This is a genomic window from Paenibacillus sp. R-74696, from assembly GCF_055814915.1.
In genome coordinates, this window is record NZ_JBPULM010000008.1 from 133,696 (window position 1) to 158,777 (window position 25,082).

Consider the following 25,082-nt stretch of genomic DNA (forward strand, 5'->3'; position numbering starts at 1 on the left):
CTTTAATTGCAGAGGAGTAACAGCCGAATATGGTTATCTGCGAACTGCCGATGAATTGATAGCCTTACTGCAGAAGTTGACGGTCAAGTATAACAATTAAGCTGGGACAATCTAAATATCCATCAAAACGGTCATTTGAAGCGCTTGACGCTTTCTAAGGAGTCACGGGATCATGTACTTATTCTTGCGTCATGGATATATAGAATCTAAATCATCTTTTCGATTCTGTACAAGCGTTACTTAAACCGTGGAGGCTTCTTGTCCATAGCATATTTGAAAGAGAAGATAATCACGTTTATTCAGCAGTGAAATGAAACGGAATGTAATCTGTCTAACTTAACCTTCAGTGTTAATTTGCAAGGGGGACATGGTTTGCAATGAAATTACCAATCAATCTATTGCGTGTCTTGTTTATTTTCAGTTTGGTTGCCTGTAGTAATAATCCTGTTATTAATGATGGGACACAGGTTGAATCCGTCCTTAAAGACGAACAATTAGCACAGGGAGCTGCCATGCCTACAAAAGAAATTTTTGGAGTTAGTATATCGGTATCCAACCAGTATAAGGTAAACGAAATATTTGAAGTTGAAGCTCAGTTTCGAAATTTATCAGAAAACCCTTATGAAATGGAGCGTCGGTCAAAGTTGTTTTATTTTTACATCGCAGATGAAAACAACAAAATTGTAAATACCTTTGTGACACCCGATATGATGATTTCAGGTCAAATTCAAAAGAATCAGATGATTAAAGAGCAGTATCAATACAAACTAGACAAACCTGGACAGTATGATGTGTGGGCTGTCGCTAAATTTGCGATTGTTATTGAAGGCAATCAACAAGAATATGAAATCGAGACAAAAAGAGTGAGCATTGAAATAAATTGAAGGTGGCTTCCGTTACCGAGTCGTCGTAAGGACGCTAAGTCTGAAACCTTCTATATTACATAATGAGGAAACAGATGAAGATGAGGTATTATTTGCATACTACATGGAACAGTCGCTGGAAATGAGGAAGCATCAGGTTGAGCTTACTACGTTTCGTAGGGTTATTCAGTGAACGAAGCTTCTATGACAGTCAAGAGTTAAATCAACTGTGCTAGAGTAAAGGGGCTGTCCAATAAGTCCCTAAAATAAAAAGTTGGACGGAAAAACGCAATGTTTTCCGTCCAACTTTTTTTGCCCATGCTTTTGCAGAAGGTAACAAGGCGAATGCCTGCCACCTTCAAGAGATTGTGAGCCAACGCCACAATCCCAAACTCCGTGTGAACCTTGTCCAGCCCTCGCAAGGAGAACCGGCGGAACGAACGGTTGCCCTTGATGTGACCAAATACGCTCTCTACCTCGACTTTACGCCGAGCATAAATGGCGGATTTATCGTCATCCTCAAGGGCTTTTTTGGCCTTTGCTTTTAACTCTTCCCAAATCGTATTCCAGTGAACCTGGCGATTTCCCTTTGCTTTGCTGCATGCGGGCTTGAAGGGGCAGTTGCTGCAATCTTCACATTCATACAGCTTGAAGCTTTGTTCCATACCAGAAACATTCTTTTTCGTTTGGTATTTCTTAAAGCGAACGTAGCGGCCATTCGGGCATACAAAGCGGTCATCATGCTCTTCATACGTCCAGTTCGAGGCGTGCCGGATGTCCTTTTGGTAACGACGCGTTTTTTCTTTCATATAGGTGCCGTAAGGAATGAGAAAATCAAAGCTCGGCTCTGTTTCTCCGCCCATCGCATACAAGTAGTTCTCTTCGCTGCCATAGCCTGCATCGGCAATTACGGTTTTGGGCATGGGCAAAGAAGACGCCCCCAATTGCTCCATATGCGGAATGAAGCAGCGCGTATCCGTAGGTCGCTGATGGAGACTGTAAAACAAAACGAATTGGTTTTCCGTGGCCATTTGCACATTGTACCCCGGTTTCAGTTGGCCATTTTTCATGTGATCTTCCTTCATCCGCATAAACGTGGCATCGGGATCGGTTTTGGAGTAGCTGTTGCGATCGCCAAAGCAGGCTTTCTGCTGCTCATACCTCGCGAGCCTGGGAAGAAAATCCTCCCGAATCTGCTTCAGTGGCTGCTTCCAGACACGGCGCGCTTTACGTAAGGCTTTTCGCGTTTTATTGTCGTTTGCCCGAGCCATTTGTTCCGTTAACCCTTCAACCTTTTCTTCCAGCACAGCTGCTGTTTCCTCAAGCTTTGCAGGAAGCTCATTTGGATCTGTAGCGGCGTATTCTCCAGCTTCTTGCTGCGTGAGGGCATGAATATGCGCAAGGGTCTCCCGCACCTTTACCTTGAGCTTTTCCTCCAATCGCAGCGTGGATTTTTTCCACACAAACGAATATTTGTTATCATCGGCTTCGATCTTTGTACCGTCGAGAAAGTAGTTCTCCATCGTGATGTAGTGATCTGCGATGAGCTTGTGGGTCATCGTTTCAAACAACTCATCCATGAATGCTTTCATGCGCACGCCTCGGAAGTCGTTTAAGGTACGGAAGTCCGGCTGCTGCATCTCGGCCAGCCACATCGCGGGGATGTTTTCTTGCAGCAGCTTTTCGATCCCTCGGCATGAGTAGATCTTTTGCGAGTAACCGTAGAGGATCACCTTCAGCATCATTTTGGGATGGTACGAACTGCGCCCTCCACCTGTGTAGTGGGCAAACAGCTGCTGGTCAGGGATCGCTTCCACCATCTCATCGATAACGCGCGCTACATGATGAGCAGCAATATACATCTCCAAATCCAGAATCATCTGGACTTGTTTGTTGTCGTAAGACTTAAAGGTAGGGGCTAGTTCTCGCTTGGCACGTGTCTTCTCTTCCATTTCTCCTAGATGAAGTTTTGGTTGCATGGTATACTGTTTAGTAGTAGTCGTCAGATTACGCAAAAAAATCGCCCTTTCTTGAGTTGGTGGTGTGGTAACTTCCATTCTACAAGAATTGGCGATTTCTTTGTGTTTATTTTTAACATCTAATAAAAACGGGGCGTCCAGTAGTCAGCTTTCACTGACTTTCTGGACAGCCCCCTCCTCATCAAACCGTACGTCAGACTGTCTAACAATTGATTGCTAGGCATGTATTAAAACATAAATTTATGCAGTTTTACTCAAATATACGTTGTACACCTTAGATATCGAATGAGCTCGGTCTATGAAGAGACGTATGAGCTCCTTGACTCCCATTATATTGATCACTCTCTTGAGATTATAAGCAAGACAAATTAGATTGGTCTCAGTGCTTACTGATCCCAACCCTCGTGTTAAAAAGTATGTATAGCCCCAGTGACGTTTTATTGTCCCAAAAGGGTGCTCAACGATTGCCGCTCTTTGCTTATATGTATTGCTTTGACTACGGGTATTTTCGGCAATCTGTTCAATCAATTCTTCATCTTTAAGCCTGGTTACCGACCTTCCGCCTTTGGCAGACGTGCATAACTTTTTTTTCCGCAGATATCGAAGGTTTCGCACGTGTATCGCTTGTATTCTTTTCCATCTTGTTTTCCATTCCATTTAAACGGTAATTCATAACCCAACGGGCAAATATATTTATCGCTAGTGGCATCATATTTAAAGTTCTCTTTATCAAATCCGTTTGCTACTTTGTTTTGTTTTCCCTTCTGCGGTTTAATTAAGAGTTCGGTGTTTTCGTCGACAACGTCAATCATTTCAAGATAGTTATAATAGCCTGTATCGGCCAGAATTGTAGTTTTTTGATCACGAAAAACTTGCTTTATTTTCTTCCCCATATTAGACAACTGCCCTTGATCGTTGACATCATTGACCGTATCGCAGTCTATAATCAATTTATACTTGCTGTCCACCACAGTTTGAACATTGAAACAAACTTCATGCTTTCCGTTATTTTTCATTGATTTAGCATCGGGATCAGTAACACAAAGCTGGTTTTCACCTGTTTCCTTGAGTTTTTGTTTCATTAACTGCAACTCATACATTCTCTCTTGATAGATCTCTAACTTTTCTGTGATTTCCTGCTTTTTGAGGCAAGTATCCTCCATTAAGAAGTCGCGCAAATAGGCATCGATTTTTTTATCGAGATACTCTAGCTTTTTACTGATAATGTTGTCGTTAAAGTGTTTCTTTTTTGAGCAGTTGGCCTTTAATTTTGTGCCGTCAATATCGACAAGTCGACCATCGATCAAGCCAAAACCTTTTAACAATAAGGTGAACTCTTTAAATTGTTTTTTGATAGCCGTTTGGTTATTTTTCATGAAAGCAGACAAAGTACCGTGGTCGGGCTGGAGCTTTCTGATTAGCCACATAAGTTCAATGTTTCTTTTCGTTTCGTTTTCCATCTTGCGAGAGGAACGGATGCCGTTCATATAGCAGTAAAGATAAAGTTTGAGAAGATCTACTCGGCGGTAAGGTTTTTGCCCCGCTTTTCTTCCCGAATACACCTGAAACCCTAAATCCTCCAAGATCAAACTATCGACGTAGACATCGATGACTTGGACAGAATTTTCTTCTTCTACAAAATCGTCCAATGTATTTGGCAGTAAGTAAATTTGATGTCTATCTTCACCTTCGATATAAGGCATACACGTTCATCTCCTTTGATATAGAGATTCGACAAAGGACATCCATTTACATGTAAAAAAAAGGAAATTATTAATAATTGTTAGACAGTCTGACGTGAGGTTTTCCCTCATACGGCTTTCCGATGTTCGTCTTTCATGCGAATGCAGCTTTACAATAACGTTTTTAATCCACTTTGCTTGGCTAGAAACTTCATCTCTTGAAAAGAACTCATCCATCTTTTTCGTTGTCTATTCTTCGCGTACCATCGTGTGAATCGCGCAAGGAAACATTGGGGCATTGAAAGCATGCATTGGAGTCTGGATATTACCTTTGGAGACGACCGCAATCAAACAAGAAAAACGGCAGCAGCCCAAAATCTAGCCATCGTCAAACGGATGGTCTTCAATGTGCTCAAAAATGAAACCAAAATCCAACCAAAAACAAGCAAGCCCAACAAAAGAATCGTCGCAGCCGCGGATGTAGACTATCGCGATCATTTGATAAACATGGCATTCAATCAAATGTAGTATTAGCCCATCAGACGGTACCCTCAATATACATGAAAGGAGAAGTCTGTAATATTTCGAAAAAAACATTGTAATTTTGAATGGTAATATGTGGGTTCATGAATTTACCGTAGCAATATAGCTGATCAAACAAGTAATTCATCGTCACAGACTTCATCTGAAATTCGCGAATTATACCTGGAACTAAATCAAACGAATACCATTCTGACTGTTTTAGTTATCGTCATTGTCATAAAAATCATCCTTGATTTTTGGTACAGAAAAAAATAATGGCAAAGTAAGAGATTCGTGTTTTTAAGGTTCTGTCCCTTAGCGGAAACGCCGAGTAAGTCAGTAAAAAATATGGAATAAAGAAGCATCCAACTCCACATTGAAAGTGGGATTGGATGCTTCTGTTTAATTGGAATCTGATTCAAAATAGGGTCTAACCCTACTATTAATTTTCACGCGGCCTTTTAATCCATGTTCTCACGACTCACTACTTCAGTTCCGGAATCACATATTGCGGCTCGCGGCCGTACAAGCCGTCCACCAGATTGCGGGCAGCAAGCATCGCCATATTGAATCTCGTCTGATGGGTAGCCGAACCAATATGCGGCAGCAGCACCGCATTGTCGAGCTGGAGCAGCGGATTATCCGGCGTAACCGGCTCTTTTTCAAAAACATCCAGCCCTGCGCCGCGTATCGTGCCACTTCGCAGTGCCTGGACGAGCGCCGCCTCATCAACCGTCTCCCCTCGCGAGCAGTTAATAAAGATGGCACTGCGCTTCATCCTTGCAAACTGCTCCTGACCGATCATATGCTTTGTCTCCGGCGTTAGCGGCGTCATCAGCACGATGAAATCAGACTCTTGGAGCAGTTGATCAAGCGGGCTGTACTGAACGCCAAGCTGCTGCTCAACGTCTGGCTTGCGCGAACGATTATAATAGCTGACTTCCATATCAAACCCGAATTTTGCGCGTCTGGCAATGGTTTCGCCAATGCGGCCCATGCCAATGATGCCAAGCTTGGCGTGATGCACATCAATGCCGAACAAGGATGTGCCGATGCCGCGCTTCCACTCTCCTGCGCGAACGAGCTTGTCAAGCTCCGCCACCCGGCGGGCAGCAGCGAGCATAAGCGCCATCGTCAAATCTGCCACCGTATCATCGAGTACGTAGGGCGTGTGCGTACCGATAATGCCGCGTTTTTTCATCGCATCCAGATCATTATGGTTGTAGCCAACGGAAATGTTGCTGACTACTTTCAGCTTCGGTGCCGCCGACAGAAGACGCTCGCTGATCGCATTGCCCGCAGCAAGCAGACCTTCCACTTCGCTAATTTCTTCCGCCAGCTGCGCGCCGGTAATCCCCTGCTCGCCCTCCCACATCCGGGTATCGCAATGCTCATCGAGGTAGTTTTTCACCTCTGGGGGTATTTTGCTCGAAATAAATACTTTTGGTTTCATGTTATAATCCTCCATTTTCCAGATTTCATGATGTTCCTGCTTTCCTGCTCTTGCCTTTAAGCCCTATCCACTCTACAATAAATCATATTGCCTCCCGGTACCAACAATCGATTTCGTTCCCTGAAGGAGGAGCAGCCTTGGAAGCCTTTAACGAGCAGGTTCCCTATGAGAACCCGTTGCTTTCTATCCGAATTTTTCGAACACAGCGCTCGACCAGCGAATTGATCAAATGGCATTATCACAAACAGCTGGAGCTCATCTATATTATAAAAGGCAGTCTCAAGATCGATATTGAGGATGACAGCCTTGATCTTGAAAGCGGAGACATCGTTGTCCTCGGCTCAAGCCAGCTGCATCGCGACCGTAATATTGGCAAGCTGGACTATATTGTGCTGCAATTCAATCTCGAGGATTTTTTCGACAACAGCACCATTCCTTATATCCGCTATTTTTCCGAGACGGAAAATCCGCTGAGCCGCGCCAACTATATTTTTCGTGAAAATCAAGCAATTCGGCAGCAGGCAAGCCAGGCTATTACTGAGCTGCTGCATGAAGCAACCCACAAGGAAACCGGCTATGAAATTGCCGTCAGCATCCAGATCAAGCAGTTGCTGCTGCTCATGCTGCGCGGCGACAGCCAGCGCATCCTGGCCAGGCAGGATGATTTTGACCATATCCGGCTAAAGCCTGTCCTTGATTATGTCGAGAACAATCTAGGCGAACGCATTCAGGTGGAAGACATGTGCCGAATTGTGAATATGAGCTACTATTATTTCGTTAAGTTTTTCAAAAAAACGATTGGCCTTTCCTTTACCGAATACGTTAATTATCGCAAAATCAAATGGGCGGAGCGGATTTTGCTCACGAAGGACTTAAGCATTGCCGACGTAGGCGAGCGGATTGGCATGCCGAATATGGCCCATTTTTATAAAACCTTCAAAAAATACAACGACTGTTCACCCAAGCAGTTCCAGCGCAAAATGCTGGAATGGGACCGCAGCTAAAGTTAATAGCTTCTCTGATTTAGGTTCCCATTTTCGTCTTCGTTTGTTAAGCTCTTTGTCTTTGTCTTTGTTCTTTGTCTTTGTTCTTTGTCTTTGTTCTTTGTCTTTGTTCTTTGTCTTTGTTCTTTATCTTTTGTACTTTTGCTCTTCCTGCTCTACTGACTTTGCTTTTTTTATTGTTTTTTAGGAGGAGCGAGGAGAGGAGGGGCTGGTGTGGAGAGGAGCGAAAGGTTTGAGCTGGAGAAGCGAAGCGTTCGCTTTTGCTGCCCAATTTCTACGATGCGGAGCATAGTTCAGAGAAATTGGGCAGCAATGGCGATCGTAGGCCAAACCTTTCACGCAGCGCAGCACAGCCCTTCCTCACCGAGCCGCTGCACTCGTCCCTAACAACCCATGAAAAAAGCTTGTCCACCTTAACTTTTAGGTGTGACAAGCTTTTTGTGCATAACGAGCTTATAGCCGACGCCGCGAATCGATTCGATTTGCACCGACTGCTGACCCAGCTCCAGCTTTTTGCGAAGCGAGCTGACATGCACATCTACGGTACGCTGACCGCCGATGTAATCGAAGCCCCACACGACATTCATGAGATCGTCGCGCGTAATAACCATGCCTGGCCGCTGCACAAGATACAACAGCACTTCAAATTCCTTCGGACGCAGCGGGATCGATTCCCCATCCAGCACGACCTCATATTTATCCGGATAGATCGACAGCTCGCCCGCTGTAATGATCTTCTCTGTCGTTTCAGGCATCATGTTATCGTCCTGAAGCTGAGTCCGGCGCAGCACCGCAGATACGCGCGCCAGCAGCTCGGCAACGCCGAACGGCTTAGTAATATAGTCATCCGCACCATGCTTCAGACCTTGCACGACTTCTTCCTCGGCATTGCGGGCTGTCAAAATAATGACCGGCGTCCGCAGGCCATTTTGACGCAGGCGATTTAAAATGTCGAAGCCGTTCATTCCCGGCAGCATAATATCCAAAATAATGAGATCAAAGCTGCGCTGCAGCGCAGTTTGCAAACCTTCTCCACCATGATCGGCGACCGTAATTTCGTAGCCTTCCTGCGTCAAATTGTATGACAGAAGTCTAGCGAGTGTCGGTTCGTCTTCAATGACAAGCACTTTATGCGACATGGTAACCTCCAGCATTATTGCATTTATTCATCCCTATTCTAACATGAAATTATATAGAAGTGGTAAACCTTTTGCGCTAAGCGTGAAACCGCTACTGCTGAAGCACCGGAAGTTCAATAATAAATGTCGTTCCACGGCCCACTTCGCTCGTTACCGATATCGTTCCTTTGTGCAGCTCAATCAAATGCTTAACGATCGACAAGCCAAGCCCCGTGCCGCCTGAACTGCGCGAACGCGCCTTGTCCACCCGGTAGAAGCGCTCAAAGATGCGCGGCAAATCCTTCTTCGGAATGCCGATTCCCGTGTCGCTGATACGTATGCGGATATGGTCCTCGTTTATGCCTTCCATTTTCACGGTCACCCGCCCGCCCTCTGGCGTATAGTTGATGCCGTTCGAAAGCAAATTCATCACAATTTGCCGCAGCCGATCCTCATCCGCTTCCATATATAGGCCTGCTTCAAGGTCCATCTTCAGCTCAATTACCTTGCGCGATGCCTCTGCCTCCAGCAGCTTGAGCGTTTTATCCATAAATATATCCATATTGACCGGTGAAAAATAGAGCGGAACCCGCCGCGACTCGATTTTCGACAGCTCCAGTATATCCCCGATCAACCGATTCAACCGATCGCTCTCATCAAAAATAATTTGCAAAAACGAGCGCGAAGTTTCCGCATCATCCACAGCTCCTGCGATCAGCGTCTCCGCGAAGCCTTTAATCGCCGTAATCGGCGTTTTCAGCTCATGCGATACATTCGCAACGAATTCGCTGCGCATCCGCTCCAGGCGGCGAATAGCTGTCACATCCTGCAGCACGAGCAGCATTCCCTCATACTCTTCTCCCTCTTGCTCGATCGGCACCAGATTTAGCTCCAGCAGCCGCTCCTCGGGAAAATAGAACGTAACCTCCTCGCGGATATGCTCGCGAGTTTCCAGCCCCTCTTGAATCATTTGAGCCAGCTCAAATTGCTGTTTGCCTTCGGCGTAATGGCGCCCAACGAGCTCGCGTGCCGAGAAGCCGAGCAATTCCTCTGCGTGCCTGTTCATCAGCACGAAGCGGCCGGTACGATCAATCATGACGACGCCGTTGATCATGTTGTCCAGCACGCTTTCCAGCTGGCTTTCATTTTGGCGGATCTGCGTCATTTGCACCTGCAGGCTGTCTGCCATGGCGTTAATCGCATTGCCAAGCTCGCCAATCTCATCCTGCTTGGCTACCACCACGCGCGCCTGATAATCCATATTTTTAATCCGCTTCGCGACGCTTGTAATTTGCTCAAGCGGCCGCGTCAGACTGAGCGCAATACGGTAGCTGACAACGGCAGCAGCCAAAAACAGCAGCAGCAGCCCGCCGCCAATAACCGTCCATACGTTGCGGATGCTCTGCTCTACATCACTTAGGCTCATCGCCAATCGGATAACATTGGAGTTCGGGTTGCTGCTATCGGTCAATATCGCCACATACAGCAGATTCTGGTGCAGCGTATCGCTTTCCCTGATCGTGCGGCCAACGCCGTCCTCGCGCGCTTCGGCTACCTCCGAGCGGCTGTTGTGATTGTCCATCGTGGACACTTCATGATCCGAGTCGCCCACTACGATACCATCACCGGAAATAAAGGTGACCCGGGCGCCAGTGAAGCCTTTCAGACTTTTTGCTTCCTCGGTAAAATAGGGCTCCACCTCGCTCAGCGTGCCCTGCTTCCATTCCATTTTCGCCAAAATGATGTGCATTTCCCGTACCATATTGTCTTCCAAAGCACTAATATGATTTTGCTTGAACGTATTTGCCATAATAAGTCCGGCCGCCGTAACGGATAAAGCAATCATTAAAATCATAATAATCGTCAGCCGATTTCGAAAGCTGTTCACGCCACCCACTCCTCGTGTTCTTTGCACTCGTTTATTATAAAACCGGGGGACTGGTGCTTCGCTGCGCGAAAGGTTGGTCTTCCGATCGCCATTGGTATTGATTTTCCTGAACAATAAATACTGTATCGGAAGAAAACCACACCATGGGTAGATGCTTACGAAGCTGCTTTCCTACGGAAAGCTTTAAGCGAACACTTCGTTTCTCCAGACCAACCCTTCACTCCACTCGCACTATCCACCCGTTTTCTAAAAAAACCTCGTCCATCCTGAACATCTTATCATACCGATATAGAAAAATGGCATCTGCATTTTTCATATAAAAAAACCCCATAAGGTTGCAGCGGCCAGCTTATCTTTACAGATAAACTCGCCTACTGCAAGCCCTATAGGGATTATGCCCCGCTTTTCAACGAGGGCAATGGCTATTTTAAAGAAAATATTTTATTATTGTAAATCCGCTTCACAAAGCCATTTCATCCTTTTAATAACCAATTAATATCCAAATACCTTCCAAGATTGGAGACCAATTAGCACCGACTCATCACCAGGGATAAGAACGCGAATTTTATTCGTTTTCACCGGCGTAAAGCTCGTTTCATTGTCTTCATTCACCTTCAAGCCAAGACCCGAAGCCTCCGCAACATCAAGCCATTGCTCGCCATCCCAATATTGAACCGAATATTGCTCCGGCAGCTTAACAGCTCCTTCGCCATCGTTCCAATGAACACGAATACTGCTAATCGTGTAATCTTGGGCAAACTCGTATTGCGCCCATTGAACAGGCGCTTCAATGACCTCCGGAACCGAAGAAGGAGCACTCGGCGCCTCGGATGCTGGCGGAGCATCCGCATTTAGAGCGAGTCGCAGTATATGGAGGCCTACTACCGCCGCTGGTGTCACTGCACCAGTACCAGTATCAGGCTGGCCAACTGCCTGTTCACCGCTGGACTGTGTTCCTGCCTCCACACCTTGAGGCTCATCCTGCGAGGTCGAAAGCGTACCTTGCTCTGAAATATCCGCAGCCAGCGAGGAACCGCTGAATATGGAGCCGATCTCCGCCCCGCTTAACGCACGGCTGTAAATTTTAAAGTCATCCAAAGCTCCATCCAAATACGGATCGCCATATTGGGATTTGCCGAGGTAATTCAAATTCGTATTGCCAAGGCTTGATGGCTTTAAGGTCATCGCTGTATTAATCGCAACCTGTACCCCATCAACGTACATTCTGCCCGTCGTGCCCGAAAGCGTCACGGCGACATGCTTCCAGACGCCAGTAGGCAATACCGGTGCATTAAGCTGCTGCTCCGCGCCGTTGCCGCTTGACGTAATGGCAAAGCGCAGCCCGCTGCCGCCAGCACGCGGCGTCAGGAACATATTGGCATTCGTTCCTGTGCCAAAATCGAAGATGCGCGACCAATCGCTAATCGTGTCTAATTTGACCCATGTCGAAATCGTAAAATCATTTACAGCGCTGACGATGCCCGTTGGCAAGGATGCATAGCCGCTCGTGCCGTTAAGGTCGAGCGCATTGCCCGAACGTCCCGCTACCCATGCCGTCGTGCCGGATAGCGTTGCATTTTTCCCATTGCCTGAGGAATCTGTCGCTGTCGTGCCACTTGTCTGATTAAACAAGTAGTTCGCAATGACCTCTGGCAAAGGAGCTGCAGGGTTAACCGTATGCGTAACCGTTGCATTCGCAGTCAGGCTGCCATCATTTGCCGTAAGCCTGAATACATAAGTTCCCGCCGTCGACACCGTCGCCGTCGTATTTACAGCTGCTGCGTTTGCGAATACAGCCGTTCCTGGACCGCTAACAAGCGTCCAGACGCTCGTCAAAGTGCCAGAAGGCAAACCATCATCCGTTGCAGTTCCTGCCAGAGCAACTGGCGAAGGAAGCGTGAATGTGCCTGCTGTTCCTGCACTTACAACAGGTGCTGTATTCGTTGGCGCTGTTCCTTGCGCAAGCTCAATATCATACGTTGCAGCCGTACCAATGTTTAAGGTAACCACTGCTGACCCACTGCTCGAAACATTGATTCCGCCAGCTACAGCGTTGTTAACCAAAATATTATAATAGCCAGCAGCCAAGCCTTTGAAGGTTACTTTCGTTGTGTGCGCCGTTCCCGATGTCGAGTTTTTCAAATTGAATTTCACATTGTTTTTGGCCTTCGTAATCGTTGCTGTTGCAATTTTGTCACGCTCCAGCTCCATGCCGAATTTCTCGGTAATGAGGTTAAGACGCTGGAATACGCCATCCTTCGGCACAACCGTGTAGCTGGTGCTATTGTCGGTTGCATCGCAGCCATAACAGTAGACGCCGAAAATAGGATCAACGGCTACGTCAGAGCTCAAAATTTTAATGGCGCCGAACAAGCCCAGATCTGCTTCTCCTGCCATGCCACGCCAGCCGTTTTGCAAGGCGCCGCCGCCTACTCCTAGTGCAGGATAGTTGCCTTTTTCCGCCTGATACGTCCAGGCTACAGCACCAAGATCTGCCGGGTCTGCGCTGATTTGACCGGAGTTAATCGCGCCGACGTTGGCGATTTTGGCTGCATAGGACATACGCTGCTCCACTTCCGCATTGGTCGAGTTATTGCGAACCCAATCGTCCATCGCATAGCCCGCCAGCGACACCGTGTACTGGAAGTTCCACCAGTTCTCGCCGGTAATCGTGACCGGATCAGCATAGTAGTACCAGACTGGCATATGGCCGCGTGCTGCGCGCGTTTTCAAATTGATTTTGCTTTTCATCGTATTGTTGTTGTTCATCTTGGCAAGCGTGTAAACCGCTTCTTCGCCTGTATTATCGTAGTTATACTCCGAGCCGTATGGGTATGTCGTATTTGCGAAATTATTGTATTTGGTCGCCATTTTGGCGATCAAATTATTCGCTTCCGCCGTGTAGCCCTCGTCCTGCAGCGCCTTAATAATGTCCGGCGTTGTCAATTCGCCCATGAGGCCCGTGTTCCAGTTGTAAGCGATACCTGGTCCGTACAGGGCATTGAAAATATTATAAGCCCGCAGCAGATAGGTGTTTTTCGGATTGTCATACGTAATCAAATTCGGATACAGCTTAGCGATTTTGTACATGCTGAAATACGTGTTGTAAATATGCGGATATGCGTAGCCGCGGTAGGTTGGCGTATCATTTGGCTCTGGCATCAGGAAGTCGTGGATCAAATAATCCGTCTGATGCTGCGCCATCAGCCTACCCCAAATGGCCACCGTCAAATAATCGTCAAGCGCCGTAACCTCGGAGGCAACGGGGGTTTGAACATTTTTCTCCGCTAGGAACTGTGCATGAGTGTAACCCCAATCATCGCCCCAGCCCCAATAGCCGTTGAAAATATTGCGTTTGGAGTTGGTATCCATCATCCAGTCGTCAAACACCTTGTCGCGAATATCGCCCGGAACGTTCCACTGCGTGCTGTTCACCATGAAGGTCGAATGCCGCTGGAGCGCTGCATCAACGGGTTCAATCGCATAAAACTGCAGAACCGTCTTTTCCCCGTTTCCATAGTTGACCGTTATCAAATTCTGGCCCAGCTTGTTCATCGTAATTGAATACAGCTTATGGTTCGTGCCCGTTGTACCGAGTGACGTAATCGTCGTGTCGGACGGGTATTGCGCTGTAATCGAATTAATCGTTTTCGTCGTGTGCAGATCGAATTTAGCCGTTTGGTTCGTTGGCACGATCATGCCCGGAACGACCGTAACATCGATATGGCCCTCGTTGTAAAGACGATCCTTTACATCATTTTCGTTAGCGACTTTGAAAAATTTAAACGCATACGTTTTGCTTGCGCCCGGTGCGAGCGTCAGGCTCGTATTCGGCAAATAGCCGCGATTCGTGCTTTTGATCACATTGGAGTGGATGTAGAAGACGTTGAGGCCTTCAATCCAGCCGCCTTGATCCATCGCCCATTTGCTGCCCGGATGCTCCTCGACTCTCCAGCGATCCTGGTATTCAAAGCCTGCTCCTGTGCTCGCATCAGGAACCATCAGCAAATAAGGGCCGATGCCGCTTGGCCGTGCTGCTGTAATATAGGAGCTGTTGTTGCCGACAAAGGAGTGGGTTAGCACGCGTGTTTCATAAATTTGCTCGTTGCTGCCGCCCGTCCAAAATTCATTGAACGGCAATGGCAAACCAACGTCGCCAAATTCAATCGTTTGTGTGCTCGTATTCGTCAGCTCGATTTTCCATAAAAAATAATCGTTTACGAGCGAATACGAATTAACCAGCTTGAAATTTTTGACGCCATTGGCATTCGTCGAGTTCTGGTAAGTAATCGTTACGTTGTTGCCCGTCTGGCTTTGCGTTCTGCCGTCGGAGGAGCTTTGCGTCAATGCCGTCTGCCAAGCTCCTGTACCGAAGCGGTACTTGAACATGAGCTCGCCCAGCCACTGGTGATCAGCCGTGTTCTGATTCGGCGTTACCGTCGGATTCATCACATATTGCGTGTTGAAGGTGTCTCCCGTCAGGCGCAGTGAGTTGATTTCTCCGTTTGTGCCGGTGGAAATGTTGAAATTGCTGTCGGAAAGCGTGTAAGCGGAAGCGATGTGAGGAATTAAAATTACCATTAAAGCGGTTACAAAAAAAGATGTTGCCAGCTTAAGCATTTGCCTTGAACGAGGTAGCCATTGCATGGTCATGCGGTTTAGCCTCCCTGAACCTATTTTTATAATGCCTCTGTCCTCCCCAGGATGTAAAAGCCATCTTTTTCTTGAAATATAGGAAAGTATAGGATTACGCCATACTTTCTCTATATTTCTCGGACTGAAACGCGCCGCGCCGCCAAAGGACGGAGACAGCCGTTTCACCTTGGGGCAGCGTCTTGCACTCCCGGTATGGTACGCCCGTATGCCGCTGTGCCGCCTTGCCGCTCTGTAATCCCCACACCACCTCCTCTCAGCGCTTTTTTCCATTAAAAAAGACCCTATTACTCAGAGCTGCGACTCCGTTAGCCTGCTGCTGGCAATAGGGAAGATGGGGGAGTAATCATTACTCCCTCATCCGGCAAACCATTTCATGCTGTAAACGCTATGGGATGGATCAACTCGTACTCTATTAGTTACACTTCTTTTCAACATACTCCCATTTGGGACTATGTCGTTTCTCTCACCCAAACAGCCATTTCCCCTGCACCGCGATTCGCCCAAGCAAAATACGGAATAAACTTCAGCTCGGCAGCTTCCTGCTGCCAGTCCGCATTATGACGATACAGCTGTCCTTGCCAGCCGTCCGAAACCTGCCGCTGTCCGAGCACCGAAATCGTCTGCATGCCTCCTAGCAAAGCAGGCTCAAAAGCGGTACTAAGCTCACTTCCCGCAGGCAGCGCCAATTGGTAAAGCTGCTCGCCATTGTCCGTTTCCTCCAAGCAATAAACGAAGGGGCCGCGCTGCAAAGCTACTTTGCCGGCATTCTCGCGGACTAGCGGATGGCTTTTCATCCGGTGAATCGGCATCGTAAATACGAGCTCCACCGTATCGCCGCTCTGCCATACACGATCGATTTGGGCATAGCCATTGTCAATTTCACTTCCACTAATTTGCTGTGGCTCGCCACCATTAACTGCCCATGTTGCCTCCCCGCACCAATCCGGAACACGCAGCTTTAGCGCAAACGCAATCGGACGCGCGGTGCTGATTGTAAAGCTGACTTCACCGTCCCAAGTATAGGCCGACTGCTGTTCGAGCTGTACTTCTGTATCCGCTATTTCAAGCTTTGCCGCGCCCCCTACATACAAATGCACATAAATAGCCGACTTCGAGACCGTATACACATATTGACCGAGCGAAGCCAGCAAGCGCGCGATATTCGGCGGACAGCAGGCACAGCCGAACCAGCCCTGCCTTTGCCCGCATACATGATGCGTATTTTTATTCCCGGCGAGCTGTGAAGGATTAACCTCCAGCGGATTGACGTAGAAAAAGGTTTTGCCATCCCGTGCCATCCCGCTAACGACCGTATTGTAAAGCGCCCGCTCCATCACATCCGCGTAGCGGCTGTCCGGCTCGATTTGCAGCATGCGGTGGGCGAAGAAAATCAGTCCGATTGAGGCACATGTTTCGGCATAAGCCGTATCGTTTGGCAGATCATAATCTGATGTAAAAGCTTCCCCCTCCGCCATCGAGCCAATGCCGCCAGTAATGTACATACGCTTGGCTACTATGTTGTCCCATAGCTTTTTGCACGCTTGCAGCAAGGCTTCATCTCCCGTTTCAGCGGCCAAATCGGCCATGGCTGTACACATATAGACGACACGCACCGCATGGCCAACCGCTTGCTCCTGCTCCTGAACCGGAAGATGAGCCTGGCTGTAGGGCAAATCATGGGCGATGTCCAGCTGTGGAAAATGAACCTTCCGCCCGCGCTTCTCCCACTCTTGCTCATAGAAGGACGGCTTAGCGCCCCTTTGCTCTATAAAATAACGGCTTAGCGCCAAATAATGGTCTTTTCCCGTCGCATGGTAAAGCTTCACAAGTGCCAGTTCAATTTCCTGATGACCGTCATAGCCGTTCAGCTTGCCGGGTTCCCGTCCAAATACACGATCGATATAATCTGCAAAACGGCAGGCTACCTGCAAAATCGTCTCATTGCCCGTCGCCTTGTTATAGGCGACTGCCGCTTCTATTAAGTGGCCTGCGCAATAAAGCTCATGGCATTCCGCCAAATTCGTCCACCGGTTTTCAGGTTCCTTCACTGTAAAATACGTATTTACATAGCCGTCAGGCTGCTGGGCTTTCGCAATTAGCTCTACGACGCTGTCTGCTACCTGCTGAAGCGCCTGATCTGGCTCCGTTTCCAGCAAATAGCTGACGGCTTCCAGCCACTTCGCCACATCGCTGTCTTGAAATACCATGCCGTGGAAAGCGCCTTCCGCTTCACCAGCGGCGATTTTAAAGTTTTGAATCGCATGGCTTGGCTCGGCTTCAGGCACCCGGTCGTTCAGCGCCTCCCATTGATAAGGGACAACCACGTCGCGCACGAGCCGAATATAGTCCGACCAGAACGGGTCGCTAATTCTCACCTTGTCCAAGGTTAGCGGTTTTGAGCGGTCCGTCGGCTTAATTCCTTCCTGCAGCTGTTCATTCAATTGGTTATTCATTCTCTTCCTCTCCTCTTCTATCTATGGTCAGCCTTTAACGCCGCCTACTGTGAGCCCTGCTATAAAAAAGCGTTGAAAAAACAGGAACAGCACCAAAATCGGAATAATCGTCATAATCGAGCCTGCAAGCAGCACCTCATAATTGTTGCTCGTTGGCGACAGCAAGCCGGACAAGCCAATCGGCAAGGTGAATTTCTCAGTTGAACGCAGTACGATGACCGGCCATAAAAAGTTGTTCCAGCTGAACAAGGCTTGCAAAATCGTCATCGCGCCAAAAGCAGGAAGCATCAGCGGAACCATAATACGGAAGAAAATACCGAATTCCGTACAGCCATCTATGCGGCCCGCATCCATAAAATCCTTCGGCAGCCCAATCGCAAATTGGCGAAAAAAGAAAATCGGCAGCGGCGCTACAACAAATGGCAATATAACGCCCCAAATCGAGTTAATGATCAGCAGATCAATCGACAGCTTATACAGCGGAAGAATAATAATTTCCACCGGAATCATCATGACGGCAAGCACGAGTGTAAATACAAGCGCCCTTCCTTTAAAGCGGTACATCGCTAGCCCATAACCGACCATCGAGGAAAGCAGCAGGCATAGGAAGGTAAATAAGAGCGTAATGACCAAGCTGTTGCGATACCAGTGAAAATAGTTCTGGGAGCCCCCTTTTCCCGAAAAAATCATTTTGTAGTTGGCCAGCGTCATCACATCAAAGTCCAGCCTCACATTCAGTCCGTAACGAAACAGCTCTGACGCTGGTTTAAACGAAGCAAGCAGCAGTGCAAACAACGGGAACAGTGCGAGCACTGCAAACGCCCCGAACAACAGCACCAGCAGGAGGGAGAACCCTTTATTCCCCTTTTTTTCAGCCATCTCCCTAATCCTCCTTTTTGAAAAATCCGAGCAAATTCAGCTGAATGACGCTAACGACCAAGGTGATGCCGAGGAGCGTAATCCCAATCGTTGAACCAAAGCCCAGATCAAAATATTGAAAGCCTTGCTGATAAATGTAGCCCACCATCGTCAGGCCGATATTTTGCGGTGACCCCCGGCTCCCCCACAGCATAAAGCTTTCGGTAAACATTGCATAACCGCCATAGATGGTAATCGTGAATACATAAATAGTGATCGGCTTCAACAGCGGAATCGTAATTTTGAAAAATTTGCTCAGCGTGCCCGCACCGTCCATATCCGCCGATTCATACAGCTCACGCGGAATGCCCTGCAGCGCCGACAGAAAATACAGCATATTAATGCCTGCCCAACGCCAGGTAGCTAGCACGACTAGCGCGAACATGCTCAGGGAGGGGCTAAGCAGCCATTTTTGACTGGATAGGCCAAACAGCGAAATGAAGGAATTCATAATGGCACCATCCAGCTCGCTAAAAATAAGCCTGAAAATAATGCCCGCGACTACTATGGAGGTCAAAGCCGGTATAAACAAGCTGGCTCTGAAAAAGTTTTTCGCCCGCATAATGCTGGAGTTCAGCAGTGCTGCAAGCGTGAGCGGCAGCGGAATGAGCACCAGCAGCGTCCAAAATACATAACGTGAATTGTTCCATAAAGCCTGATAGAAGTCGCTGTTCCATAATTTGCGATAGTTGGCTAAGCCAATAAATTTCACATCTCCCGGCAGCACCTGCTGAAAGCTCATAATGACCGCATGAATGAGCGGATATGAGAAAAACAGCAGAAATGAGACGATAAACGGCATAATAAACAAATAGGGAGCGAGCTTCTGTGAATTCATGCGCCTGGGCGCTGTTTTTTGCTTCTTAAGGGCGAGCCTGCCCATGTTGGCATTCATGCTGATTTCACCTCCGACTTACGCATACTTAGGAGCTGCGAGGAAATTAGCGGTACTTTATTTCGTCGCAGTCTCTTATAGTTAACGTTTTCTGTATAGACGCAGCGCTTGCGCAGGCTGCCCATGCTAACCAGGCCGAGTTGCAGCATTTCGGCTAGACCGCTGGCAGCCATGCGAGCGCAGGCGTCTTGCTTAAACCTGTGTCCCTCTCGAATTGCTCTTTAGCTCTGTGGTTAATTGATTAATTGATTATTTCCCTGTATCCTTGCGAAGCTTGGCTGCGACTTCTGCAATTACGGTTGCTGGATCTTCATTGAATTGAAAGATTTTAGGAACGATTTCGTTACGGACAGCATCGAACACAACTGGCGACGTCTCGCGAATGTTAACCGGATAAATTTCATCCTTGATTTCAGTCAGTGTCTTGAAAATATCTGTGCCAAAGTAGTCGGTGAATTTATTCGGCTCCTCCATCGCTGGATCGCTCCATACTTCGGTACGAATTGGGTCCATGCCAAGCTGCTTCCATACTTGAATGTTGCCGTCTTTGGACAGCTTCGCATAAGCAAGGAATTTTTTGGACAGCTCCAGATTTTTCGTCTGAACAGTAATCGACAAGCCGGTTCCACCCATGCCTGCTGAACGATTGCCGCCTTCTTCCCATGCCGGCATTGGACGAATGATCATTTTGCCTTTCAAATCAGGCATTTCATCCGTGAAGCGATTCATAAACCAAAATGGCATAAATACCGATACTGCGCCGCCGCCATTCATAAAGGCTTTGTACTCTGGCGTATCGTGTCCAACACCTGGAGAGACCGCTGCGATTTTTTCATCCACCAGCTTTTTAAAGAAGGTCATCGCTTCGATATTGCGCGGATCATCAACCGTAATTTCACCGTCCGGGCCCACCTGATCAGATTTCAGCTGATTAATTGCCGGCCACCATGACCAGTTGCCCGCGCCTTCAAACGTGATGAATGGCACGCCTGTTTTTTCCACTACCGTCTTCCCGTATTTCTCAACATCGGACCACAGCTTAATATCATCTGGGTTGACGCCTGCCTTATCCATCAGCTCCTTGTTGTAATACATGACCGTTGCGCCAACGTGCATATCTACGCCATAATACTTGCCGTCCTTGCTGTAAATATCGACGCGGGATTTCACAATATTCGAAATTTCCGGATCAACGATATCATTAAGCTCCGCAAGCTGAACCTCTCCCTTCATAAAATTCGGGAATTTGCTTTGCTCAATATCGACCAAGTCCGGTGCCCCTTCATTCGATTGCAGAGCAAGCAGCAGACGAGTATGCATATCATCATAAGGAATCGTTTGTGCATCCAGCGTTATTGGCTGATCCGGATTGTTTTTATTCCATTCTTCGGCCATAAACGTATAGAAGTCTGCATGCTGCTGGACAAACGTCCACAGCGTCAGCTTGACCGGGTCCGCCGCTGGCGCCCCCGCCTCTGCGGATGCTGCTGCTGTCGGCTCGGAAGTACCGTTGTTTGTAGCTGATGCCCCACCATTCCCATTTCCACCGCTGTTGCTGCAAGCCGCCATCAGCATTGTGACTGCTAAAATGCTTGCGGTTATACCCAATCTCCCTTTTTGCATTCCATCATCCCCCGTGAACGTTTTTATGCTTAATCCTTGCGGATTATAGCCACACATAGGTAAGCGCTTACACTAAAAAGTTAAACGTTTAGATTTATGTTGAAAAGTAACGGATGGTACCTTTGTTCACCATTCGCTTCCATATTGCAAGTAGTGGACGACCATCCGTTATTGTCATATCCTTTTTAAAAACCAATGCACCTATTCAAGTTGCCAGCTCGGCTACCGAATCCCGTTCAATCAGCTTGCAGACAGGCTTCTCGCCCGTTTCGACCTGCTCTCCATGCAAAATACGCGACAGTGCCTCCATTGCCTTATATCCCATTTCATGAAGTGGAAGATCCATCGTCGTAATACTTGGACTCACATATTCGCTGAATTCACGGTTGTCAAAGCCGATAATCGACAGCTGCTCAGGAATTTGGATGCCCAGTTCCTTCGCGGCCCGCATGACTCCGACAGCCATGACATCATTCATCGCCACAATAGCTGTTGGCGGCTCGGGTGTCTCCAGCAGCTCTTTCGCCAGCCCGTATCCGGATTCCGCCTCCCAGTCGCCCATTTTAATCCACTGTGGATTGAATGGCAGCTCGAATGCCGTAATCGCTTTATAAAAACCGCCCAATCGCAGCCGTGATGGCATGGAATCCACCGCCCCGCTGATGATTGCAATGCGGGAATGCCCTTTACTCGTTAAATAGCTGATGGCTTCAAAAGAAGCCTGCTCATCGTCGTATTGAATGGACACATCGTTTTGCGTATAGCAGTAGGTATAGACGATTGGCTTGCCTTCCGTATCGAAGAGCCCCGTCAAATCGCGGGGATGAGCGCCGATATAAATCATGCCATCCACTTGCTTGCCAAGCAGCTCTGACACGGCATCCTCCGCATATTTGCGGTAAGCGTCCACCTGATCGAACTGGCGGCCAATCCGCTTATCCAGCCGCAGGTTGGTCAGCAAAATATGCATATCGAGGCGATCTGCGCAGTCGTTGATTCCGTCGATAATCTCCGGCACATTAAACACCGTCACGTCCTCTGCAATGACTCCAATCGTATTCGTCCGCTTGCGCTTCAAGCTCTGAGCCGCATTGTTAGGCTTGTAGTTCATCTCCTCAATGACCTGCTCAACTCTTTCGCGCGTCTTTCGGCTGACATTTCGCGTGCCATTTATGACATAAGAGACTGTGGCGGTTGAAACTTGGGCTTTGGCAGCGATGTCTTTAATGCTAATAGTCGACAAACCGTCACTCCTTTATGTTAAACGATTAGATTTTGTTCTAAATTGGTTATAACACATGAAATCATTTTTATGCAAGCGCTTTTTTGTTAGGCCATGCATTTTAAAAAAAGCCAAGGTCTCAAAATCACCTTAGGCTTGGAAACTCCCTTTTCCTATAAGCATTACAAGAAATGAGTTATCAACGGTTTTACCATACCGACAGCCTCGTTCTTGTGTCATTTTCGCTAGTCACATACTCGATATTTTTGAATTCATTAACAGTTGCGATATGATGCAGTCTTTCAAGTACCTCCATATCCTTGCAATAAATCGTGATATAGGTACAATCAACGACTAGTAGCACCAATTGACAGTCACTTTTTAAATAATCCTCAAAAGTCGCTATATTGGTGGCAATCTTCCCTTTTGGAAAAGCTTTTAAATCTGCAAAAATGACATAATACCGCGTATTATGTCAAAGGGCCTTAATAGCTCGCCAATAATGCTTCCAAATGGACCAGGAATCTGAAAAGCTATTCCTATTTTCAATGATAAAACTCCTTAACGTATAATCATTGATTTCTCTAAATGCTCTTTCCTTTTTTGCATCTTTTGCAAAATAAAATGATGGAGCGTCGCCAGCGGCTGCTGCACCATAATAGACAGAACAACGGGTACGGCGGCCAGTGGGCTGAAATAGCCGAGCGCAAGCACCATGCCTAAGGAAATGTTGCGCATGCCAGTCGCAAACGATACCGTAATTTGCACTTCTTTGCTTACTGCACGCATCGTTCCGATAAAGCCAACAGCGTAGCATAGCGAGACGAGCAGCACAACGAGCGGCAAAAGCTTGAACAGGTCACCCTTAAGCTGCTCGGTATACGGGGCAATTGCCGCTGCATTCAGCGCGACTACCGCCACAAAGCACAGCTTTGAAAGGGGCGCTGCGACAGGCTTAACCTGCTCCAGCAGCCGCCCACGGCTCAATTGATGGAGCAGCACGCCGAGCAGCGTTGGCAGCACAATGATGAGCAGCAAATCCAGCATGAGCGGTGCGCTCTCGATCTCTACTGCCGTTTGGAAAAATAAATGGAGCCCCGCAGGCACGACGAACGGGCATAATGCCGAATCGATAACGACCATCGCGAGCATGAGCGGCACGCTGCCGCCTGACATGCCTACCCACAGAACCGTAGACACGCCCAGCGGAATAATGGTAAACAGCACAAGCCCCACCACATAGGGCGACGATGCGCCGAACAGCAGCGTGCCAAGGCCATAGGCGATTATTGGACAGAGCACATGCGCGAGCAGAAACGTCCAGGCAAGCACGCCCGGCCTCTTCATAACCGCTCCAAGCTCCTTCACCCCGCAGCCAAGCGCCATCGTCAGCGTCACATAAGCGAACAAATAAGGCACAGCAGCCACCATGCTGCTAAGCCTATCGGCGAATATAAAGCCAGCAATTAACGAAAAGGGAATAATAACAAACATCCATTGCTCAAAATAACGGTTAAAAGCTAGTCCAAATGCTTTCGTAAGCCATCCCTCTTTTGTTAGGTTCTAGAAGTCTATACAAGCCGTGTTTTCAATAAAAATAAAATCAAGATGCTGAGGGCAGCCTAGCTGCACTTGCATTCAGCCTTTATAATAGCATAGAACAGCAAGCGTCTCTTGCTTTCATCTCCATTTTATCGCACAAAGGAGTCCACATCTTATGGATAGTCATTTTTTTGCTTACATGTACCGCCTCAACTATATTGAGCGCTGGAGTCTCATGCGCAATACGACAAAGGAAAACGTCGCCGAGCACTCCTTCCATGTCGCCCTGCTCGTGCATATGCTTTGCGAAATCGGAAATTCGCTTTTTGAAAAGCAATATAATGCTGATCGCGCGGTGACGCTCGCTTTGTTCCACGATGCGACGGAGGTGTTTACCGGCGACATTCCTACGCCGGTCAAGCATCATAATCCTAAAATGCTCGCCAGCTTTCGCGAGCTTGAAGCGCTCGCCGCTGAGCGGCTGCTTGCCATGGTTCCTGAGCCGATGCAGAAAACCTATGCTCCGCTGCTGGGCAAGCACCACGGCAGCCTTTCTCCTGAGGAACAGACGCTTCAATCGATGGTGAAAGCCGCTGATTTGCTTGACGCTTACTTGAAATGCCTCTATGAACTATCGGCAGGCAATCGTGAATTTCTCGTGGCACGGGGTCAAACTGAGCAAGCGCTAGCCGCATTAAATATGCCCGAGGTCGAATGGTTTCTCACCCATATGGCGCCAAGCCTCGGCATGACGCTTGATGAGCTGACTGACTGAAGCTAAGCAGGGCTAGGCTGGGTCGGACTGGATACGCTTATCCAAGCGTATTCATTCTGGCTGCTCCATACCTGAAAAGGAAGAAAGGACGGAATAAATCCCGTCCTTTCTTCCTTTTTTCTTTTCCGCTAAACAAACCTTGGCTCAGTCACGCATCTTTGAAACATAAGTACTAATGGCTTCATAGAAAGCTTTCCATTCTTCACTCGGTTGTTCAGCTGAACTAGCCTCAGGCAATGGCGTTAGCTGATCGGTTGATGGCTGCATAGGGCTAAGCTCCTCCTGCTCCTTGGCATGCAGCGCTCCGTTTGGCGCTTCGCCTCCAACTGCATTTGAAGCTGTATCCCATGCTTCGCTAGCTGCCGCCCCCAGCACCTGAGCCGTTGCCTGACCCTGGCCTTCTTCGGTCTCGACTGTCCCTTCGCCGCTTCGTTTGCGGCGCTGGGCCATCACTTTCGTTAGCTGGTCTCTCAGCTTCTCTTCTGCCAT

20 protein-coding genes are annotated in these 25,082 nt (G+C 48.0%); 4 read left to right on the top strand and 16 right to left on the bottom strand.

Features of this window, described 5'->3' with window-relative positions; translation table 11 throughout:
- Window positions 1-377: 377 nt before the first annotated feature.
- Window positions 378-884 carry a hypothetical protein gene (locus ACSR9A_RS01710; protein ID WP_473755299.1) on the top strand — a complete coding sequence of 169 codons (507 nt, stop codon included), beginning with the start codon at window positions 378-380 and terminating at the stop codon, window positions 882-884.
- A 197-nt stretch (window positions 885-1,081) separates the two neighbouring features.
- On the opposite strand, the gene ACSR9A_RS01715 is transcribed toward ACSR9A_RS01710, so the two are convergent.
- From ACSR9A_RS01715 to ACSR9A_RS01725, 3 genes are all read right to left on the bottom strand, one after another.
- Entirely contained in the window at window positions 1,082-2,878 is a 1,797-nt protein-coding gene (locus ACSR9A_RS01715) for an IS1182 family transposase (protein WP_473755300.1), read from the bottom strand.
- A 204-nt stretch (window positions 2,879-3,082) separates the two neighbouring features.
- The gene (locus ACSR9A_RS01720) at window positions 3,083-3,499 is read right to left on the bottom strand and encodes a transposase (protein ID WP_473755301.1); all 417 of its coding nucleotides are present in this window, start codon (window positions 3,497-3,499) and stop codon (window positions 3,083-3,085) included.
- Window positions 3,391-4,545: an IS1182 family transposase gene (locus ACSR9A_RS01725; RefSeq protein WP_473755302.1), complete on the bottom strand. Its 1,155-nt coding sequence runs from the start codon at window positions 4,543-4,545 to the stop codon at window positions 3,391-3,393. The genes ACSR9A_RS01720 and ACSR9A_RS01725 overlap by 109 nt, the downstream gene beginning before the upstream one ends.
- A gap of 285 nt (window positions 4,546-4,830) precedes the next feature.
- Here ACSR9A_RS01725 and ACSR9A_RS01730 point away from each other — a divergent pair, with 285 nt between their 5' ends.
- Complete coding sequence (locus ACSR9A_RS01730; RefSeq protein WP_473755303.1) at window positions 4,831-5,052, top strand: hypothetical protein; 222 nt, start codon at window positions 4,831-4,833, stop codon at window positions 5,050-5,052.
- 478 nt (window positions 5,053-5,530) lie between these two features.
- On the opposite strand, the gene ACSR9A_RS01735 is transcribed toward ACSR9A_RS01730, so the two are convergent.
- Entirely contained in the window at window positions 5,531-6,499 is a 969-nt protein-coding gene (locus ACSR9A_RS01735; RefSeq protein ID WP_473755304.1) for a 2-hydroxyacid dehydrogenase, read from the bottom strand.
- Window positions 6,500-6,636: 137 nt separating this feature from the next.
- On the opposite strand from ACSR9A_RS01735, the gene ACSR9A_RS01740 reads away from it, so the two are divergent.
- On the top strand, window positions 6,637-7,503 hold the full coding sequence (locus ACSR9A_RS01740; RefSeq protein ID WP_473755305.1) for a helix-turn-helix domain-containing protein: 867 nt from the start codon (window positions 6,637-6,639) through the stop codon (window positions 7,501-7,503).
- Between the two features lie 413 nt (window positions 7,504-7,916).
- On the opposite strand, the gene ACSR9A_RS01745 is transcribed toward ACSR9A_RS01740, so the two are convergent.
- The 11 genes from ACSR9A_RS01745 to ACSR9A_RS01795 all read right to left on the bottom strand — a co-directional run bounded on the left by ACSR9A_RS01745 (window position 7,917) and on the right by ACSR9A_RS01795 (window position 23,770).
- On the bottom strand, window positions 7,917-8,642 hold the full coding sequence (locus tag ACSR9A_RS01745) for a response regulator transcription factor (protein WP_056030237.1): 726 nt from the start codon (window positions 8,640-8,642) through the stop codon (window positions 7,917-7,919).
- A 91-nt stretch (window positions 8,643-8,733) separates the two neighbouring features.
- Entirely contained in the window at window positions 8,734-10,509 is a 1,776-nt protein-coding gene (gene pnpS / locus ACSR9A_RS01750) for a two-component system histidine kinase PnpS (protein WP_473755307.1), read from the bottom strand.
- Between the two features lie 492 nt (window positions 10,510-11,001).
- The gene (locus ACSR9A_RS01755) at window positions 11,002-15,162 is read right to left on the bottom strand and encodes a DUF5695 domain-containing protein (protein ID WP_473755308.1); all 4,161 of its coding nucleotides are present in this window, start codon (window positions 15,160-15,162) and stop codon (window positions 11,002-11,004) included.
- A 94-nt stretch (window positions 15,163-15,256) separates the two neighbouring features.
- A complete protein-coding gene (locus ACSR9A_RS01760; RefSeq protein ID WP_473755310.1) occupies window positions 15,257-15,409 on the bottom strand; it encodes a hypothetical protein in 153 nt (50 codons plus the stop codon).
- 205 nt (window positions 15,410-15,614) lie between these two features.
- Window positions 15,615-17,618, bottom strand: coding sequence for a glycoside hydrolase family 127 protein (locus ACSR9A_RS01765; RefSeq protein ID WP_473755311.1), 2,004 nt, complete (start codon window positions 17,616-17,618; stop codon window positions 15,615-15,617).
- A gap of 27 nt (window positions 17,619-17,645) precedes the next feature.
- Entirely contained in the window at window positions 17,646-18,497 is an 852-nt protein-coding gene (locus tag ACSR9A_RS01770; RefSeq protein ID WP_473755312.1) for a carbohydrate ABC transporter permease, read from the bottom strand.
- A 4-nt stretch (window positions 18,498-18,501) separates the two neighbouring features.
- Window positions 18,502-19,431, bottom strand: coding sequence for a carbohydrate ABC transporter permease (locus tag ACSR9A_RS01775; RefSeq protein ID WP_473755313.1), 930 nt, complete (start codon window positions 19,429-19,431; stop codon window positions 18,502-18,504).
- Window positions 19,432-19,680: 249 nt separating this feature from the next.
- Window positions 19,681-21,054, bottom strand: coding sequence for an ABC transporter substrate-binding protein (locus ACSR9A_RS01780; RefSeq protein ID WP_473755314.1), 1,374 nt, complete (start codon window positions 21,052-21,054; stop codon window positions 19,681-19,683).
- A gap of 205 nt (window positions 21,055-21,259) precedes the next feature.
- The gene (locus ACSR9A_RS01785; protein WP_473755315.1) at window positions 21,260-22,297 is read right to left on the bottom strand and encodes a LacI family DNA-binding transcriptional regulator; all 1,038 of its coding nucleotides are present in this window, start codon (window positions 22,295-22,297) and stop codon (window positions 21,260-21,262) included.
- Window positions 22,298-22,484: 187 nt separating this feature from the next.
- Complete coding sequence (locus ACSR9A_RS01790) at window positions 22,485-22,730, bottom strand: DUF2691 family protein (RefSeq protein WP_473755345.1); 246 nt, start codon at window positions 22,728-22,730, stop codon at window positions 22,485-22,487.
- 107 nt (window positions 22,731-22,837) lie between these two features.
- The gene (locus ACSR9A_RS01795) at window positions 22,838-23,770 is read right to left on the bottom strand and encodes a bile acid:sodium symporter family protein (RefSeq protein WP_473755316.1); all 933 of its coding nucleotides are present in this window, start codon (window positions 23,768-23,770) and stop codon (window positions 22,838-22,840) included.
- 223 nt (window positions 23,771-23,993) lie between these two features.
- Here ACSR9A_RS01795 and yfbR point away from each other — a divergent pair, with 223 nt between their 5' ends.
- Window positions 23,994-24,593, top strand: a complete 600-nt coding sequence (gene yfbR / locus ACSR9A_RS01800) for a 5'-deoxynucleotidase (RefSeq protein WP_473755317.1) — start codon at window positions 23,994-23,996, stop codon at window positions 24,591-24,593.
- A gap of 144 nt (window positions 24,594-24,737) precedes the next feature.
- Here the strand turns inward: yfbR and ACSR9A_RS01805 are convergent, their stop codons facing one another.
- On the bottom strand, window positions 24,738-25,082 hold the full coding sequence (locus ACSR9A_RS01805; RefSeq protein ID WP_473755318.1) for a hypothetical protein: 345 nt from the start codon (window positions 25,080-25,082) through the stop codon (window positions 24,738-24,740).